Here is a 19,641-nt window from a genome sequence, read left to right on the forward strand (position 1 = left end):
TTATCAATTGTTTGTATGAATGTTCTAGAAAAGAAGACGTTTACAATCTTAAAAATGGATACTTATTATCCTGACAATCATTTTCATCATTTAAAGTGCTGTTTAGACGATTTCTTAATTTTTATGATGTTTCACTTAACAGAAGACAAAAAACCCTCTCAAATAATGAGAGGGTTTTTTGCTTGATATGCTCTCAAGCCATTCTCCAATAACTCAATAGCTAAGCTTGCTTCTTTCTCTTTGATAATAAGGGGTGGATGCCATGTGATGCAATTGCCAGCTGCTACTTTAAACGATAGACCATGCTGCAAACAGTAGTAGAGAAGAAACTCGGTCAACTGCTCATCTTTTTCTTTTGTGTCTCGGCTTTTAACAAGCTCGATCGTTATTAACAATCCGCAGATTCGTAAATCCCCAATGCAAGTATACTGCTCCGCTAGTTTCTTTAACTTAGCCGCCATGAATTGAGATTGGCTCAAACTATTTTCTTTTAACCTGTAATCGTCAATATAGTTAAGCATGGCAACGATAGCCGCACTGCCTATTGCTGGCTTTTCATGTGTATAATGACCGAGTGAAACTTCTGCCGCCGTATCAAGCACTTTTTTCACTAAAACAGCAGCTTGTGGCACGATGCCTCCGCCTAATCCTTTTCCCAATACAAGGATATCTGGCTCAATATCATATAATTGATGCACATAACATTCACCGCTTCGGTAAAAGGCGGTTGGAATCTCATCAAAAATGAGTAGGATCCCATGTTCATCACATATTTTTCTTAACCTTTTAAAATAAGAGCGTGGAGGAATATGCGTATCTGTTGCTCTAATTGGCTCTAGTAAGATGCAACTAATATCGCCTTCATTCAAAATGACATACTCCAGATAATTTAACGACTTTTCAGCGATATCTTCTGGTGAGCTTGCACCAAAGACATTCCGGTAGGACTGGTAGGACATTACTTTAATCATCCCAGGTAACATCGGACCAATACCGTTTTTAAATACAGACTCTCCTCCCGCAGAGATTGCATCTAAGCCAGCCCCATGAAATGACTCCCACATGGAAATCACTTTATGATTGCCAGTCACTTTTCTAGCAATTTTCAAAGCAAGTCCCACTGCTGCACTGCCTGATGGAACGAATAATACTTTGAAATCTTTTGAGATCGTCTTCTCTACTAACCTTTCTCCTGCCTCCATCGCAATGTCAGCAGTAAATCTCCGCGGAATAAAAGGCAAAGTACTCATTTGTTTCGTGATAGCTTCAATCACATACGGATTTTTATAGCCGACTTGATGCAAGCTATTGCCATGGAAGTCTAAATAACGTTTTCCCTCTCGATCGATTAAGTAGCAACCGTCTGCGTCAACAATGGTTTGTAGACAAGGAGTCGACATCGATTGCCTTATAAAGACCGCTTCGTCTCGCCAAAGTGTTTCTCGACTTACCTGATCAAGTGAATGATTCCACCTCATCCGTGAAGGGCTATTATTCACGTCTCCTTCACGGTGAAGTGCTTCTTTATTCTTCAATAGCTTCCCTTTCCTTCCCGGATCCTTGAAGATTAATTGTTTCTATCAGTGAAGGTAATTCTGTCATTGTCTCAATTGTAAAATCAGCCCCTGCGCTTATAAAGGCTTCTTTTGTTCGTGCCATTTCTCTCTGTTGTTCCTCTCCAGATAATTTGTTAAATTCATTGGCTGATAAGCCCATTTCAGAACTACCAACTATCACCCCAACCGTCCATACGCCGGCTTGCGCACCTTCTTTCATATCTGAAATCGTGTCTCCAACCTTCACGACGTTTTTCACACTCGATACTTTTAATGCCTGCAAGTTTTTAAAGATCATAAACGGATACGGTCGACCGTACGAATCGGTATCATCAGCCGTAAAGTAACAATCAGGTGTATAGCCTTTTTCCTTTGCTAAGGGTACAACAATATCCATCATTGTGCTCGTATAGCCTGTCGTTGACCCTATTTTCAAACCATTTGCTCTTAACTCTGTAACCGTTTCGACCACACCAGCTATCGGATCAGTAAAATGAGCTAATGACTGCAATAAAGCCGGTTCGAATTTGCTATACAACCTTTCTACATCTGTTTCAGTGAATGGCTTGCCATTTTCTTCTTCCCAAAGACATGCAATCCGGGGCATCGACAGCATGGCGCGAATATGATCGATCTTTAGCATGCCCATTGGTTCTCTCGCCTCTGCCATCGTCACCTCAATACCCGCATCTTTAAAAATATCAATAAAGACATTTACAGGTGCAAAACAACCAAAATCTACTGTCGTACCCGCCCAATCAAATATTACTGCTTCTATTTTTTTCATTATGCTTTCACTCCCAAATAGTTTTCGATAATATCACATAAACGGTTAATATCTTCTTCGTAAATTTCGCCAATATTGCCCATTCTAAAAGTATCTTCATCAGTTAGTTTTCCTGGATAAATAACAAACCCATGTTCTTTCATATAATCATAGAAAGCTTGAAAACTAAATTGATCGTTCGGATAAATAAAGGAAGTAATAATTGGTGATTGTTTGTCCTCACTAATATATGTATCAAATCCAATGGCTTTCATTCTCTTCCTTAATAACTGATTATTATTTCGGTATCGTTGTTCACGAGCAGGAATCCCTCCTTCTGTATCCAGTTCATCCAAGCTCTTCCCGAAAGCAGCAACGACATGAGTTGGTGAAGTATAGCGCCATTTGCCATCTTTGTCCATCACTACCCATTGATCATATAAATCGAGTGAAAGGCTTCGTGCATTACCTTTACAAGAGATGATTTTCTCTCTTTTAGCAATCACAAATCCGAACCCTGGCACTCCTTGAATACATTTGTTCGCACTGCTTATTAAGAAGTCAATCCCAAGTGCAGGTATATCAATTTCCATTCCGCCAAAGCTTGACATTGCATCAATAATTAATGTTTTATTTGTTTCTTTAGCAACGTTGGCGATCATCTCAATTGGATTAAGAATACCTGTCGTTGTTTCACAATGGACCATGACGATATGTGTAATTTCGTTATCTAAAGACAATAAATTTCTAATCTCTGCTTCTTTCGGATATTCATTATAGGCAACAGCGTAATGCGTATGCTTGATACCAATATAGTTAACGATTTTGACCATCCTCTCACCATAGGCACCGTTCGTAATAATCAATGCTTTATCTTCTTTACTAAAAGCAGAAGTCATAACTGATTCCACTGTAAAAGTGCCGCTTCCTTGCATCAAGACAACGGTATAGTCATCATTTTCTGCATGAGCAAGTTTTAATAAATCTGAGCGAATTTTTTGCGTAATTTGCTTATAATCATCATCCCAAGTACAACGATCAAACAACATTTCTCTTTTAACCGCCTCTGTCGTTGTTAATGGACCTGGTGTTAATAATTTATATTGTTTCATTCGTAAACTCTCCTTTATTTAGCTGAATTAAAGAATGCTTGATGTTTCTCTAATAACTCTACTGTCATTGGTTCTGAGAATATTTTTTGATTGCTAGCAATGTTTTCATCTGCAACCGTCTCGCCATCGTATAAAGCAACTGGATAATAGTCGATTAAACCTTCTCTCGCTTCTTTTACCAGAACTTCAGCCATTTCTTCCGCTAATTTTTTTTGCCCTTCACCTTTATCAATGACGGCAATCGATTCTGTAGTTGAGAAGTTCCCTTCTGTTGGATCGATAAAATCAATTGGTGCGCCTCCCGTTTTTGCAGCAACCGCTTGATGACGCAATCCAAATCCAACCGCGACTTCCCCTGCTTGCACCTTTTTAATAGAACCAGAACCTGAACTTTCTAAATGGGGCCCTGCATTTTTTATAATCCCAGCCATTACCTTCTTACCAGTTTCTTCTCCATACTCACTAATAATTGCCTGAATAAGCATCCATCCTGTGGAAGAATCCATAATATTAGGAATTGACACTAAGCCTTCGTATTGTGGTTCTGCCAACTCTTTTATTGAGGTCGGGACTTCTAGCCCTTTTTGCTCTAAAAGAGAAGTGTTATAAAATAACGAACCAGTATTAGCTAATAAAGGAGTATAAAAGTTAGGATATTCTTCTAAACTACTTGTATCGAAACTTAAATCTTTAAACATGTCATGTTGCTTTTCAGCACTTTCTAAAAAGTAAGAGCTCATTGTGACGATATCTGCTTCAATACTTTTCCCTTCTGCTAATAATTTTCCTCCTAATTCTGATGTTCCTAATGATTGAATTAAATAGTCTCCTTCAAAGCCAGCATCGTTTAATGTTTCTTCCATCACGTTTACTGCTTCTTCATCACCATTTGATAAGATCACGACTTGATTACTGTCACCACTTGCTGCCTCCCCTCCACATCCAGCTAGAATCATGACGATAGCAACTGACAAGAGTGTGAACCATTTTTTATTTTTTCTCATGTTACATCCCTCACTTTTATATATTTTTTAATGATCTTCTTTTTTGTAAATAATCACAGAGTAGTTTGATAATGAGATTAGTGAAGAAGATCAGTAAAGATAGTACAAAAATGTCATTAAATTTAGCAAAGTGCTGTAGTTCTTTGATCTTACTTGAAACAAGCGATGTTTGAGCAGATACGAGAAAAATAATTCCGCTAATCGTGACCATCGCATTGATAAAATAATAACTAAACATTTCTATCACTGTGCCCCAAGAGTTTGGCAGAATCACTCGGTAAATCGTTTTAAACCAACTATCTCCGAGTAATCCTCCCGTTGTTTCCCATGTCGGGTTCATCTTAGATAGAGAATTTTTCGCCATTAAGTAAGGCGTTGTGTAGTAGTGGACAATATTGCATACAATAATAATGATAAACGTGCCTTTTAGACTACTATTATTGAAAAGTAATAGATACGATAGACCAAGTACCATACCAGGCAAGGTATTTGTAATCATTGAAACAATATCAAACGCGCCTTTTCCTTTTATCTTTGTTCTCGCATTAATAATCGCTGAACTGTAGGCTATCAATATCCCAAATAATGTCGTAAAAAGAGCAACGATTAGAGAATTCTTATACACACCAATGAGGTCATTTGATTGAAATACATTGATGAGATGATTCCATGTAAAAGTTGAATCGTAAGGAAAACTTGTTAAAAACGGTGCAATGAACATCACCAGAAAGACAGATAACATACCAATGATGACAATGGAAGATAATAACGCAAAACTCATATCTCTGCCTTTATGTTCAACCATTTCAATCTCAGTGAATTTGTCATAATGGAAATTGAATCGTTCTAAATATTGCAGTAAAAAAACACCGAATAAGGCTGGTAAGAGCATTAATATAGCGATGACTGCCCCATGGCTGAAATTCGGGATTGAACCAAGCATCACTTGATAAAGTTGAGTAGAAACAACCGAGTATGTTCCGCCAATTGAAGCTGGTATCCCATAATCAGTAAAACTTAGAATAAATGAGAGTACAAAGGCTCCACCTATAGCGCCAGTTAATGGACGTAAGATCGTATGAAAAAAACTTCTCCAAGTACCGTCTAACATCAACTTTGAAACAACCATGAATCTCTTATCTATATACATAAATGAGTTATTGATAATAAGAAAGGCAGCCGGTAAAGTGTAAATTGTATAGCCTAACAACAAGCCATTAAATCCATAGATATTAAATAAGGGTTGTCCCATGAGCTGCGTGATTAATCCTTGATTACCAAAAGAATACATAATCGCAAAACCGTATGTAATCGTAGGTAACAACATAGGAATAAGTATCCCAACTTTAATGATACTTTTATAACGTTTTTCAATATTCGTACAATGTAATGCGTAAGCAATCATAAACGCTAACACAGTTGAAATTACGGCTGTTAATCCTGAAACTTTTATACTGTTCATGAACGCTGTTATTAGTTCGCCATTCGCTAGTACATTTATATAATTAGTTAATTCAAGGCCATTGGTTGTTTGGAAGGAGCGGTAGAATAATGCCAGCATTGGCGATACTAGAAATACCGAGAATAATAGGATGATAGCCATATAGATGACTTTCATTTCCAACTTGATATTAGGCATATTGCTCACCAAACAAATGAAAAATATTTTGCCTTTTAATGTGGAGTTGTTTGAGTATAAAATCTTTCACAAATTCATTATTCGGTTCATGAATGATTTCATGTGGGGTACCAAATTGTGACACATGACCTTGATTAATAATTAAAATTTTATCTGACAAAGTTAACGCCTCTTCCGGATCATGCGTAACAATAATGGTTGTCAATTGAAATTGCTTAGCAATCGACTTGATTCTTTCTTTAATGGACTCTTTTATCACCCCATCTAATGCACTTAACGGTTCATCTAATAGAAGAATTCTTGGTTTCATCACTAACGTTCTCGCAAGCGCGACTCTTTGTTTTTGCCCGCCAGATAGTTGACTGATTTTCTTGTCCAAATGTGGACCGAGCTCAAGGAAATCAATATATTCGTGTAATTCATTCTTTGAGTCCATAGATTTCTTATTCTTCAAGCCATATACAATATTTTCATAGGCGTTTAGATGGGGAAATAATGCATAATCTTGAAAAACAATATTAAAGCCCCTATCCTTCATCTTTACATTCGTTAAATCTTCATTCTCATAATAAATTTTTCCACTATCCATTTTTGTCAATCCTAAAATGATGTTTAATAACGTTGTTTTTCCACTTCCACTTTGACCAAGAAGTGACACGATTTCTCCTGGTTGTATTTCTAAATCAATATTTTCTAATACTGATTTGTTATGATATTTTTTAGATACATTCTCAAGTTTGAGCATATTTAAATCCTCCAATAGTTAGAAAATTCAGTATTTAAAACTGAGCATTCCCCTCTTTTAATCTCCAAATATTTACCAAGAGGAATGATAAAAAGTGTCACAATGATAAAAATTAACCATGTTATAGACCCTTTTACCGCCTACAAAAAATATTATCGCTGCTGAAGTAAGTCTCTTTACTTTAAAAACCGTTTTTCATAATTAAATCAGCATCTAGAAATCCTAACCACGATACAATAGTGCGGCAACCGGCATTGGAATAATCATTTTTCCATTCCCCTCTGAACTAAGGAGGGCAGCAATCAGCTACCTAAACTGCATCCCTCTCCTTTTAGCTCTGTATCCATTGTTCTTTAGTAAGGTCAACTGTGTCCGAATAATCGATATTCGTAATAAAGTAATTCACTTCTTCTAATGAGGCGATTTTATAATTGGCTACCTTATCCACCTTAGAATCATCACTTAGCACATAAGATTTTTTTGATTGCGAGATAAAAACTTGTGACAGAAGACATTTATCTAAGTCATAACTTGTAAATCCAGCTTGATTAGCCACACCGTCGATGGCAATAAATGCTTTATCGACATAAAATTCTTTTGCCATTTTTTCTGCCAAAGATCCGGTTGTACGGAAGTGATCATTACGAACATGTCCACCTAAGAAGATAAGTTCACCTGTGAAACTTCTTAACTCCTCTCTTTCCATTAATTTAATCGCGATGGGAAAGGAATTCGTTATCACTGTAATGCCTTCTTTCATTAATAAACCATCAGCCATCTGCATCGTTGTACTTCCTTCATCAATGAAAAGTACATCACCATCTTCAACAAGTGAAGCTGCTTTCTTACCAATCAATTTCTTTTCGTCGATATGAAGAATTTCTCTTTCAAACATCGACAATTCATTATTTACAGGCTCAACCTTGACTGCACCACCATGAACTTTTTTTATTTTATATTCATTTGATAATTCTTCTAAGTATCTACGAATGGTTTCCGTTGATACATGAAATTCTTTCGCCAATTGATTAACCTTCACTTGTCCAAACTCTTGGATTAAACTCATAATCTTCTTCTTTCTTTCTTCGGCTAGTAGAGACATCCATGTTTGCTCCCTTAATCAAAATTCTTTTGTTGTTTTACTTTGTTTTATTTTGTTTTATGTTGTTTTTTATTATATAAGCAAGAATATCACATGTATATCATCCTGTCAGAGAATCTCACAAACATTTACAAAACCTTAAATATCATTTACAACCGCTTAAAGGGTTTTACATATTTCTTATATTTGTTGATTTATAACAACACAAAAAGACCGCCAAAGACATTGCTTTGGACGGCTCTATTACTCAATGATTTACTCTGCTAACAGCAAAGAGATTTCAGGGAATATGATAACAAGAATCAGTGCAACCACCATAAGCAAATAAAAGGGAACCACACCTCTAATCACTTCACCAATTTTTTCTTTTGTAATTCCACTAACTACGAATAGATTTAGCCCTACCGGAGGAGTAATCATCGCTAACTCCATATTAATCGTCATAATAATGGCAAAATGTATGATATTGATATCAAACAATACTAATACAGGTAGTAAGATTGGCAAAGTGATTAAAATAATCGCTGTTGCCTCCAGAAACATCCCCAATAAGAAAAACATCAAGTTGACACCAATTATAAATATCCACTTATTTGCTGCACTAGCTTCAATCCATTGAGCAAAAATCTGTGGTACTTGTTCCGTTGTTAAGAACATCCCAAAAACCATGGCTGAAGCAATTACTAAGAAAATCATCGCAGTTATATTAATAGACTCTTTTAATACTTCTCGAAATTTATTAAAAGTCATCTCTTTGTAAATAAATATCGACACAATTAAACCGTATAAACAAGAAACAAAAGCTGCTTCAGTTGGCGTGACAGCCCCACTATAAATGCCACCTAAAATAAAAACGGGTAGTAAAAAGCCCCAGATTGCCTTATATGTCTTTTTCCATCTCAATTGAAAGGGAACTTTTTCTAATCTACCATAATTATGTCTCCTTGCATGAAATATAGCTGAACACAAAAGTAAACTTGTTAGTAGCAAACCAGGGATTATTCCTGCAGCAAATAATTTACCTACTGAGGCTTCTGCAACTGTTGCATAAATAATTAACGGAATGGACGGTGGGATTAATATACCTAGCGTTCCAGCAGCTGCCACTAAACCCATCGAATATCTTTTACTGTAACCTGCCTTTACCATCGCAGGAATCATAATCCCACCAATTGCTGCAGCTGTGGCTGGGCTTGAGCCTGAGATGGCAGCAAAAATCATGCAGGCAAGGATAGTGACAACAGCTAATCCACCGCGAAAATGACCGACCCATGATTTTAGTGCTTCAATTAAGTGAAAGGATATGCCACCTTTGGACATAATCACCCCTGCAAAAACGAATCCGGGAATCGCCATTAAAGTTGCTGAGTTTAAAGCATTAAACATCTTCAAACCAACCGTATAAAGCGTAAAATCTACCATAAATAAAGCAACGATACTAGATAGGCCAAGGCTGACTGCGATTGGAACTCTTAATAAACAAAGAATCGTAAATACAACAAAGAGGACAATAATCGCACTCATAAACTAACCCCCTTGTTATGATTTTCTCTATTTTGTTGTTCAATTTCTTCATATAATTCTTCTACTTCACCTGTTAACTCTTTCTTGTCTCCTTTAGCAGATCTATAAGCTTTTCTAATGAAGTAAAGCCCTAGTAGTCCCATACTGATAGGTAATACAAGTAAAGTAATCCAAATCGGAATACCTACGTCAACAGTTTCAGTACCTTGTACTCTTGTAAGCGTTACCAATTTAATGCTTGTAAACATTAAAAAAAAGGCAAAACCCGCACCGATACAATTGCTAATACAGTTAATAATCATTTTTGCTTTGTAAGATAAACGATCAAATAGGATTTCTACACTGATATGACGATTTTCTTTTAAAGCGATACCAAAACCCAAAAAGATGGACCAAACAATCAAAAATTCAAAAATCTCTGTCACCCAAGCTTGCGGCATATTGAGGATATACCGTGTAAATACCCCATACAGACTTACAAACACACCAGCAATAAATAACAAACCAGCCATTCCCTCTTCTAAGCTTGATAGTTTCTTAAGCATGACGATTATCAACTCCCTTTTGTAGATTGTATCCAATATTTATACTTTACTATAAAACAAATGAATAATAAACAGAATATTTATTTATTTTTATTTATTCACAATTTTCATTTATTTTGTTATAATTCTAGATATTGTATCCAATATACTATTTTGTAAGCGATTTCTTTTGTAACTTAGGGGGGTTTTTCCATGTTAAGAGTAAAATCGATTTTTGTCCTTTGCCTTTTGATTATCGTTGGAACACTTCTGTCTGGTTGTCAAAGTCACCCTACACATGCAGATGCTACCCAAGTAAACGGCGTTCAAGCAATGACTATTAAGATATCCCACGTAGTTGCAGAAAATACCCCCAAGCATAAAGGGGCATTAAAAATGAAAGAAGTGATTGAAGAACAATCCAATGGGAAGATCCGAGTTGAGATTTTTCCTAATAGCTCCTTGTTCGGTGATAAAGATGAGTATCAAAACTTAATTGCCAATAATGTTCAATTCATCATGCCGGAAATGACAAAATTAGTTGGTTCTGAAGTCGGTTTTAATATTCCAGGTATGCCTTTTCTATTTGAAAATGATGAAGCTGCTGAAAATTTTTGGGATGGACCAAAGGGGAAAGAAGTATTAGCGCGTTTACAGAAAGATAAAGTATTAGGGTTAACCATGTGGCCAAACGGAGCCAAGCATGTGACAAATAATAACCATACTATATCCTCTCCAAGTGATTTTGCTGGATTGAAAGTGCGGACAACTGGAGGGCAACTATTAGAAGAACTATATAAATCATTAGGGGCCGGCTCAAGTTCGATCCCTTTCGGAGAGCTATATACTGCCTTGCAACAAGGAACGGTCGATGGTCAAGATAACCCGTATAGCAACATCGAATCGAAAAAGTTTGCTGAAGTACAAGAGTACTTAACCATTATCGGTATGAACCGTGTTGACTATGCATTACTAACAAACACAACTTTTTGGGATGGATTAAATGATGAGAGCAAGCGTATTGTGCAAGCTGGAATCGACGCAGGTACAGAGATTGCTAGAGATTCTGCTGAAAAGCTCAATGATGAAGCTTATGTAAAAATACAAAATGAGAGCGATATAGAAATAAATGAACTGACTGATGAAGAGATAGAAGCTTTTAAAGAGCATTTACAGCCAGTGTATGATAAATGGAAGGAAATTATTGGCGAAGATATTATTGAGGATGCTGAAAAAAGATAATCCACATTTCCAATAATTACTATAACATGTATAATGGTTAGAAAGCGATTAAATGAGGTGATATAGGTAATGACTGGGGATATGGTCTTTCAACTAATATTGTTCCTCCTCCTTTTAGCTATTCTATTCATATTCACTGCCGCTGTAAAATTTCTTTTTCGGAAAAATAGTATGAAACCAAACCTTGAGGTAGAGCAAAAATTGGACCAAATTATAGAATTATTGCAAAGTGAAGCAAATAAGAAAAGATAGAAGGCGTTCTTTAATGGGCGCTTTTCTTTATTATCATGTTCTTATTCGTTTCTAAGAGATTTCCGCATTATAAAAGCTTTATCACCTTCTTCTATCATAAAAAATATTCATGTTTTTAAAAGTATCATTGTCATAATATAAGTGGTTACGATAAAAAACAATAAAAGAGTAATAGAAGGATAAAACATTGCGCTATATTCCTGCCTTCTGGTTATATAAGTTTGTCTAAACTGCTCTAAGCTTTCCAAGGACTTATTCTTAACTACCCCTTTTATAAGAGTATTTTCTACTTTTTCAGTTCCTTGTTACCGTACTTCTGGCAATTCTACTTCGCTTTTTTCGATAAATTCCAAATCCCAAAATATTAGTAACAATATCCTGTATGATTATTTTGGTTATTGGCATACTCAGGTACTTATTTTTTTATTGATCGAGTGAAAGACCAATATTCGTTTTAAGGTTAGGTGTATTTATCGTTTTTTATTCAACAAGTGGTGATGTGGTTTATTAGAAAAAGAGTGAAAACAATATGTTGGGAAGGTGACTTATTTGAAAAAATAACTCACTCCCTTTAATGATTTAACAATCCGGCGTTATCCTTGAACAAGGATAGCGCTCTTTTTTCATTAAAGGACCTTTTAAAGGAGGAGGCATTATTTCGTCCTCGTTATTTCATGATTTCAAAATAAAACGGAATTCCTTTAAGGCATATTCAAATGACTATGTAAATATGAATAGAATAGAACAGAAGAAGTATTTCAGGGAGGTTATTGAATGAACGGGGATGATACATCTTTGCATGCTGATACCGGTGTTACATCCGGATTGTTTGTTGAGAGATCTTTAAATGAAATTCGTTTTTGGGCTAGGATTATGAAAGAACATTCTCTATTTCTTCGATTAGGTTTTAGAGCAGAAGATACTCAACTAATTCAAGAGGCTAATCAATTTTATCGCTTATTTGAACAAATCGAACAAACTGCACATTCCTTTAATAATCAAACAGATCCCGAACAAATAAGAAGATTTAATTCAGAGGTACAACAAGCTGCAACTAATATTTTCGCATTTAAAAGGAAGGTGCTAGGACTAATTCTTACATGCAAATTGCCGGGGGCAAATAATTTCCCACTATTAGTGGACCATACAAGTAGGGAAGCTAATTATTTTAGAAAACGATTAATTGAATTAAATGAAGGGAAATTACAAGCGCTTCCAGATGCTATTATTAAAGAGAATGTCTTCTTCTTAAGGATTATGGCAGACCATGCAAAATTTATTGGTCATCTCCTTGATCCGTCAGAAAGGAAACTGGTTGATGTAGCACGGGATTTCAGCAATGATTTTGATCAATTGCTGTATCAAGCAAAGGACTTAGAATCTATGAGGCCACAATCTCAAACCGGTCCACTTTTAGATCAATTCCTGGATCAAAATCGGGTGTCAGTTTCATCTCTAAGGGACTTCAAGAAAACAGCCCGTGATTTAATTGAACAATGTAAAATTAAGAGTATTATTCATCCTCTGTTAGCCGACCATGTTTTCCGGGAAGCTGATAGGTTCCTAGAAATCATTGATATGTTTGACGCACATCTTACAGGTGGTTCCAAATCCTGATCAAAGACAGAAAATTTTGGCTAACCTTATATAACGAACGGGTGGCTTTCGTAAAAAGTAGAAAGGGTTCTACATATTAGTCATATCTAATATGTAGAACCTTTTCATTTTTCTATCTTTTTTAAATTTAGGTCTTGAAAAAAAATCCCTTACTCTCTTTTTTAAACTTCATATTTTTTATCACAGTGCGAACATTTTATTTTTCTACTGAATGCGTTCATACTTTAAGCATATTCTTTCTTTTTTTTAAAATAATAACCTAAACCATTCCTTTTTTAAAATAAAAAGCCCCTCATAAAAGAGGAGCCTTACTTAGCTTTATTAGTCTTCTACAACTACTTTTTCCATTACGTCACCATTTTTCATTGCTTTAACAGCTTCCATACCAGAAGTTACTTTACCAAACACAGTATGAACACCATTAAGATGCGGCTGAGGTTCATGGACGATGAAGAATTGGCTTCCACCAGTATCTTTACCAGCATGAGCCATAGAAAGTGATCCTTCTTCATGTTTATGTGGATTTCCTTCTGTTTCACATTTGATTGTGTAACCTGGACCACCTGTACCATTACCAGTTGGACAGCCACCTTGAGAAACGAATCCAGGAATCACACGGTGGAAAGTTAACCCGTTATAAAAGCCCTCGTTAATCAACTTTTTGAAGTTTTCTACTGTACCTGGTGCTTCATTTGGGTATAATTCAAATTCAAGTTTTTCTCCATTTTGTAGCTGTATGTATCCTTTTTCAGACATGTATAACACTCCTTTATATTTCAAAATCTTTTCTATCATAACATTTTTTTATGTAAGAATAAAATCTGAAGGTTAATTAATTTAAATGAAGCATTTATTATGTACCAAATAAGCTTAAGAATAGTAATAAAAGAAATATGATCGATGCATAAAATGAGACATGGAGAAAAAAAGTAGTGAGGTTGAATTTTATTTCTTCAGTGTTAAAAGTTTGTCTTTTCGTCCGTTTTTGCATATCATCACCATCCTTATGTAGATGTTAATAATATTCGTTATTCATATGACAAAATCCTCCAACTTTAAGCAAAATAAATAGCCCTTCGTTTGTATGAAGTGCCATTTATTCAGCTTGTCTTTGCTGAAGTTGTTGAGTTAAATGACGATCAATGATACTGTCTAACTTTTGTAGACTTTGCCTTGCTTTGTCAGCAGTAATGGTCCGATAATGATGGGCTCCTCCTGGTTCTTCATCCTTTTCATCTGCTCTTTTAACAATGGATTGTAAGGCCGTACGATCCACTTCTCCACCTGGTAAGAAAGAATCAGTATGAAATAATATTGCAAGTGAGACTTGTTTGGCTCTAATCGGATTTTCACCTAAGCGAATCAGTAATTTATGGGCTCTTTCCGCTCCTTTGATCGCATGAATATCGTTTTTACGATATAACTCATAGTCCCATTTACCATTTTGATTATACCAAGTGTAATGACCGATATCATGTAAAAACCCTGCTTTTGCAGCTAAGTCGACATCCACATTTTCTATCTTTGCTAATTTCACTGCGTGATAAGCAACCGCTACAGCATGGGCAAGACCTGATCTTGTCACATATTTTTTGGCAATATGATGATCAAAAATATTAGTTAATGTAACATCTCTCATAAAAAATAACCTCCTCTTTTTATCCTTTACCATATTTATACCCCGCTAAACAAACGTTGGCTTATAAAGTTATCATATACATTATTATTGTCGAAAGTGTTAGGGCATATTATGTGGAAATTGATATTTTAACTATACATTTTACTTATTTTCTCTTAAAATTGCTAGTGTTTTGTTTGATTATCTAACAAAAATGTTTGTGAGCAATGTCTCTACCACCTCATAAAAAAACATCATTGACTCATCGTAAGAAAAAGACTGGGACAAAACTAAAATGATCTAACCTTAAAAACGAACAATCACCAATGATGTTCTATAAAAATCAGTTGTAAGAAAGCCCATTCCATTGCACTATTTTTTTATATAAGAATAAAAACACAAAAAAACCGAATGATTAGATATGTATACTACTAATCATTCGGATAAATCCTCAACTAGAATACTTAAGTCCCAGCTACTTCCTTCTTAATTTACATATTCATTCCATTTATCGCGCAAGTATCTCGCGAAATCTTTTCCGTCTTCAATGCTTTCTTTCATAAATTCTTTCCAAACGGGTAGTTCTTCTTTTATTTTTTCCCCTAGTTTGTCAGATTGTTCTTTAATGGTTGTTTCCATTTTCTCTTTTGCTTTGTTAAAAGTTTCGCCCGTGCTGTTGTTGACTTCTTTAGGTTCAATAGCGCCTTCCATTACCGCTTTGAAAACCGGTACAACATTTGTCGAGGTGCTTCCTGATAAGTAATGTTCTCGGTCCGTTTTATCATACCCCAACCACACTGCGCCAACGATTTCATCTGTATAACCAACAAACCATTGATCTTTTGTTCCATTTAAATCAGCATATGGCAATTGAGTCGAACCTGTTTTCCCAGCAAGTGACACACCCTCTATTTTGGCACCTGCGCCGGTTCCATTTTCAATGACATCTTCAAGCATTGTATCCATTTTTTTTGCGACTGATTTTGATGTGACCTTTGTAGCTTTATCATCATGGGCAACAATCTCATTACCAGTTGGACCAACGATTTTCGTAATAAAATGAGCATCATACCGCTTCCCTTCATTTGGGAAAGCAGAATAAGCTTGTGCTAGTGTTAAAGGAGAAATCCCTTTATGCATACCACCTAAAGCAATACCCAAATACTCATCTTCCTTTTCATAAGGTATGCCAAATCGCTGCAAGGAATCTAACCCTTTCGTTAATCCGATTTGATCAAGTAACCAGACAGCAGGTGCATTAATAGATTCAGCAACAGCTTTTGTCATCTCTACTTCACCAAGGTATTGATCGTTCACATTTGTTGGTGTGTAGTCCCCATAAGTGACTTTTTCATCTTGTAACATTGAATCTGGCTCATAACCTTCTTCAAGCGCAGGGGTATAGGCAGCAAGCGGCTTTAAGGTTGACCCTGGTTGTGCCTTTATATGTGTGGCACGGTTAAATCCTCTAAAAACATGTTCACCTCGCCCACCAACCACTGCACGTACGCCACCAGTTTGTGGATCGAGTAGAACAGCTCCACTCTGAACAAGAGTACTTCCATTACCATTCGGGAATAGAGAGTCATTATGATAAGTCACTTCTAAATTTGCTTGGATATTTTGGTCCATTTGTGTATATATTTTATATCCTCTTGTGAAAATTTCCTCTTGAGTTAAACCATAACGGTTGATCGCTTCATCTAATACCGCATCTATATAGTAAGGGTATTGTCTCTCGAATGTATTTTTTTCCCCTTCTTTTAAGACAATCTCTTCGGCAACTGCTGTTTCGTACTCAGCAGTAGTAATCATGTTCAGTTCCTGCATTTTAGCTAATACGATATTTCTTCTTTTCATTGCGCCTTCATAGTTTTTATAAGGGTCCAGATAAGAAGGTGATTGCAATAAACCTGCAAGCATGGCTGATTCACTTATTGTTAACTCACCGACATTTTTACTGAAGTATTGGTTGGCGGCACTGTCAATTCCCCAGGCACCACTACCAAAGTAAACTTGATTTAAGTACATCTGTAGTATATCTTCTTTTTCATATTCTTTTTCAATTTCAACTGCAAGAAATAGTTCTTCTATTTTTCGGCGGTATGTCTGTTCGGATGTTAGTAGTGCATTCTTAGCTAATTGCTGTGTGACTGTACTACCTCCACCTGTGATTCTACCAGCAAATAGATTGCTTACAAATGCCCTTGTCATTCCTTTTAAATCAAAGCCATTATGTTGATAAAAGCGTTCATCCTCTATGGCAACAACCGCATTTGGTAAATGTTCTGGTAAATCTTCAAATGTTACTCCTTCACTACGATTTGTGGCAAAGCTTGACGCTTCATCCCCATCCTTATCATATATGATCGTAGACTGCTTTAATCCTTCTTGTAATGTAGAAACATTGGCATTTACGGCAAGAAAGGCAAAAAATAGAATCGCAAGTAAAATAAAAGTCAAACCTAATAATAATCCGATTTGCGTTAAATGATATCTTTTCCAAAACTTCTTTATCCATTGCCATAATGTTTTTAATCTCTCTTTTAGTTGAGCTTTCATTGTTTTACTCCTTCATATAAATGCAATAGTGAAAAGTTTTTATTTCCTCTCCTCTATTAAATAGAACGTAATAAATAAAAATAAGTTTCACTTTTATATTATTCTTCTACCAACCATTAGATTTAACCCAGTTGACTAATGTATTTGATATGATTCTTGCACTGACATAAGGGGGTAATAGATTAGTCATTGCTTCAAAAGGAGCTCCAAGCCATAAAATATCATCATCAATCAAGATAAAAGCAAAGCAAGGATGACCTTTTATATGATTAGCCGAAGGAAGCTCAGATAAATGAGACTCGCTACAAATCGTAAGTAAATTCCTTTTCATTAATGATCGAAATACCTCTATATAAGAGGACCCAACACTAAATATTTTCGGCAATCCAATGATTACTTGCTTCTTAGCATGATGTAAATCATATAGTAGGCGTTCACGCTTTTTAGCATAATGCCAAGACAATTTCGGATGAGAATGATTCATCCATTGCCCTATTTCAGCGGGGCCAATCACATGTCCTTCGCTCGTTTGATGTTGCCATAATTTTTTCCATATTTTCTTACTTGATACATGCTGCCTTATAAACGTACCATTTGCTATATGGATAAACTTTCCTTTTGTACGTGTGAGAGCAACATTTAATAATCGTTCACTATTTTGACCGGTTAATAACACACCTGGTCTCGTTTCAGGATCCCCATCGACTGTATCAAATATCATCATATCCTGTTCACTCCCTTGAAAGCGATGGACAGTCGCTGACACAATTTGCGCAGTCATTTTCTCTTTCTCATAGACTTCATCTAAGAACTGTGTCATTAATATCGCTTGTGCCCTATAAGGTGTAACATAGCCTATTGAGCGATTACCCGCCTTATAAGCTTCATGAATGAGTTGAAAAGAGAGCAATAGTTGCCATAGGTTCACACGTGAATGCGTTGATTTTTCCTTTATGCAATAGGCACCTGTACTTGATGTATCTAACAATATAGAGGCACGTTGAGGAAATGGATGACTTTCTACAATGTTCTCTCTCGTTTGATAGACAGATGGATGATCGACAACGAGGGATTGATAAATATATTCATTCGTGAATTTCGATATATCTGGGTGCATTCTTCTTTGTTCATTTAATAAGAACAACTGCGGATGCAGTTCCCCTTTATTCTCTTGACTTACAACACCGGCATGATGGAAAATATCTTCTTGCAACCATTTTTTTACTAAAGGATGCTTTGCTGAAGCTATTGGCGGTAGTTGTTTAAAATCTCCACAGATAATTGTCCGTTTTCCTAGTGAAGTCGCAAGGGCAATTTGAGGGATATATGCCATACTTGCTTCATCTAAAATGATATAGTCGAATTCATCTTCATAGATTAAGGTATCAGTTGCCATTTTCGCCAAGGTTGTGCCAATGATTCTTGATTGCTTTACTAGAGTATTTTCTTTTTTCTTTAGTTTTTCATGTAATGTATGAAGCTTTTTTTCTATTTCAACTAATTGCCTACTATCACGTTGGCTAAAGGAAGAGGATAGATCTAATTTTAATCCTGCTCTTTCCTCCATTAATTGATTTTTCTCTTCTATTAAATCACCATCGCTCATGTTCAATAAGCCAGTCGCTGTAATTGAAACAAACTGCTTCATGAATTCATCTGATTGTCTGCCATACCTTAATAGATCACCAAGATTGTATTTATCCTTTTTCAAGAGAAACTGATAAACTTCTGCCATGAGTACATCCACTGCTTGATTACTATGTGCGACAATTAATATCCGCTTCTTTTTTAAATATTGATTTGCAGCTACTCTTGCTAACGTATAGGTTTTACCGGTTCCAGGAGGTCCCCAAATATAAGTAATTGGATTATACTTCGATCGTAGTACTAACTCATGTAATGATGATTTAATTTTATCTTGCGGATGCTTTACCTCAGTTGAGGGATTCATTAGATGCTTTATTCTTACTCTTTTTTTCTTTTGATCCTTTATTTCCGCTATCCTCTGATAGAGTTGATCTAATAACTCCCAAGGGTCATGCTGCAAATGGGCTTCATGAATCTCTTCACCGAAATAATCTTCTATCGTTACAATAATATTTTTTCCTTCTACAGATACCATTCGGCCCTTTGACTTTCTTTCTCCCCAAAGAACGGTAATGGTTGAACCAATTGGAATTGATAATGGAAAATGGACTTCAAAGTAATAGCTATAGCCCTCTTTTGCATCTAATTTTCTTCCAGCAAAAATATGAAAACTCTTACTACCATATTGTTTTAAGTGACTGATTTCTGCTGCAATCGCTTTTTGCCACTCTTTTATATAAACTTTTGTTGATACCATTTGCTCATACTTCCTTTGTTTTCATTCATAAATA

General features: G+C 35.8%; 15 protein-coding genes. 2 read left to right on the forward strand and 13 right to left on the reverse strand.

Annotated features, from left to right (window positions below):
* Positions 1–158: 158 nt before the first annotated feature.
* The 9 genes from MKX67_RS12340 to MKX67_RS12380 form a co-directional block, all read right to left on the reverse strand.
* Positions 159–1,535, reverse strand: a complete 1,377-nt coding sequence (locus MKX67_RS12340; protein ID WP_342488257.1) for an aspartate aminotransferase family protein — start codon at positions 1,533–1,535, stop codon at positions 159–161.
* Entirely contained in the window at positions 1,525–2,343 is an 819-nt protein-coding gene (gene phnX / locus MKX67_RS12345; protein ID WP_342488258.1) for a phosphonoacetaldehyde hydrolase, read from the reverse strand. Before phnX ends, MKX67_RS12340 begins: the two co-directional genes overlap by 11 nt.
* Complete coding sequence (locus MKX67_RS12350; protein ID WP_342488259.1) at positions 2,343–3,434, reverse strand: 2-aminoethylphosphonate--pyruvate transaminase; 1,092 nt, start codon at positions 3,432–3,434, stop codon at positions 2,343–2,345. The genes phnX and MKX67_RS12350 overlap by 1 nt, the downstream gene beginning before the upstream one ends.
* A gap of 14 nt (positions 3,435–3,448) precedes the next feature.
* Positions 3,449–4,438: an extracellular solute-binding protein gene (locus tag MKX67_RS12355; RefSeq protein WP_340975126.1), complete on the reverse strand. Its 990-nt coding sequence runs from the start codon at positions 4,436–4,438 to the stop codon at positions 3,449–3,451.
* 16 nt (positions 4,439–4,454) lie between these two features.
* The gene (locus MKX67_RS12360) at positions 4,455–6,077 is read right to left on the reverse strand and encodes an ABC transporter permease subunit (RefSeq protein ID WP_322909408.1); all 1,623 of its coding nucleotides are present in this window, start codon (positions 6,075–6,077) and stop codon (positions 4,455–4,457) included.
* Positions 6,070–6,822, reverse strand: a complete 753-nt coding sequence (locus tag MKX67_RS12365; protein ID WP_307318444.1) for an ABC transporter ATP-binding protein — start codon at positions 6,820–6,822, stop codon at positions 6,070–6,072. Before MKX67_RS12365 ends, MKX67_RS12360 begins: the two co-directional genes overlap by 8 nt.
* 331 nt (positions 6,823–7,153) lie before the next feature.
* Complete coding sequence (locus MKX67_RS12370; RefSeq protein WP_095373175.1) at positions 7,154–7,924, reverse strand: DeoR/GlpR family DNA-binding transcription regulator; 771 nt, start codon at positions 7,922–7,924, stop codon at positions 7,154–7,156.
* Between the two features lie 255 nt (positions 7,925–8,179).
* Entirely contained in the window at positions 8,180–9,448 is a 1,269-nt protein-coding gene (locus MKX67_RS12375; protein WP_095373174.1) for a TRAP transporter large permease subunit, read from the reverse strand.
* Positions 9,445–9,993 (reverse strand): TRAP transporter small permease, encoded by a 549-nt coding sequence (locus tag MKX67_RS12380; protein ID WP_095373173.1) that lies wholly within the window; start codon positions 9,991–9,993, stop codon positions 9,445–9,447. The genes MKX67_RS12375 and MKX67_RS12380 overlap by 4 nt, the downstream gene beginning before the upstream one ends.
* Before the next feature lie 192 nt (positions 9,994–10,185).
* Here MKX67_RS12380 and MKX67_RS12385 point away from each other — a divergent pair, with 192 nt between their 5' ends.
* Both MKX67_RS12385 and MKX67_RS12390 read left to right on the forward strand, forming a co-directional pair.
* Entirely contained in the window at positions 10,186–11,214 is a 1,029-nt protein-coding gene (locus MKX67_RS12385) for a DctP family TRAP transporter solute-binding subunit (RefSeq protein WP_342488260.1), read from the forward strand.
* A 1,026-nt stretch (positions 11,215–12,240) separates the two neighbouring features.
* Complete coding sequence (locus tag MKX67_RS12390; RefSeq protein WP_095373170.1) at positions 12,241–13,083, forward strand: DUF2935 domain-containing protein; 843 nt, start codon at positions 12,241–12,243, stop codon at positions 13,081–13,083.
* 321 nt (positions 13,084–13,404) lie between these two features.
* Here the strand turns inward: MKX67_RS12390 and MKX67_RS12395 are convergent, their stop codons facing one another.
* The 4 genes from MKX67_RS12395 to MKX67_RS12410 form a co-directional block, all read right to left on the reverse strand.
* Positions 13,405–13,839, reverse strand: coding sequence for a peptidylprolyl isomerase (locus tag MKX67_RS12395; protein ID WP_322909411.1), 435 nt, complete (start codon positions 13,837–13,839; stop codon positions 13,405–13,407).
* A gap of 340 nt (positions 13,840–14,179) precedes the next feature.
* Positions 14,180–14,722 (reverse strand): HD domain-containing protein, encoded by a 543-nt coding sequence (locus MKX67_RS12400; RefSeq protein ID WP_095373168.1) that lies wholly within the window; start codon positions 14,720–14,722, stop codon positions 14,180–14,182.
* A gap of 465 nt (positions 14,723–15,187) precedes the next feature.
* Positions 15,188–17,263 (reverse strand): PBP1A family penicillin-binding protein, encoded by a 2,076-nt coding sequence (locus MKX67_RS12405; RefSeq protein ID WP_340975137.1) that lies wholly within the window; start codon positions 17,261–17,263, stop codon positions 15,188–15,190.
* A 106-nt stretch (positions 17,264–17,369) separates the two neighbouring features.
* A complete protein-coding gene (locus MKX67_RS12410) occupies positions 17,370–19,607 on the reverse strand; it encodes an AAA domain-containing protein (RefSeq protein WP_342488261.1) in 2,238 nt (745 codons plus the stop codon).
* Positions 19,608–19,641 lie beyond the last annotated feature (34 nt).

Source organism: Cytobacillus sp. FSL W7-1323, from assembly GCF_038595015.1.
GTDB classification, from domain to species: Bacteria; Bacillota; Bacilli; order Bacillales; family Cytobacillaceae; genus Cytobacillus; species Cytobacillus kochii.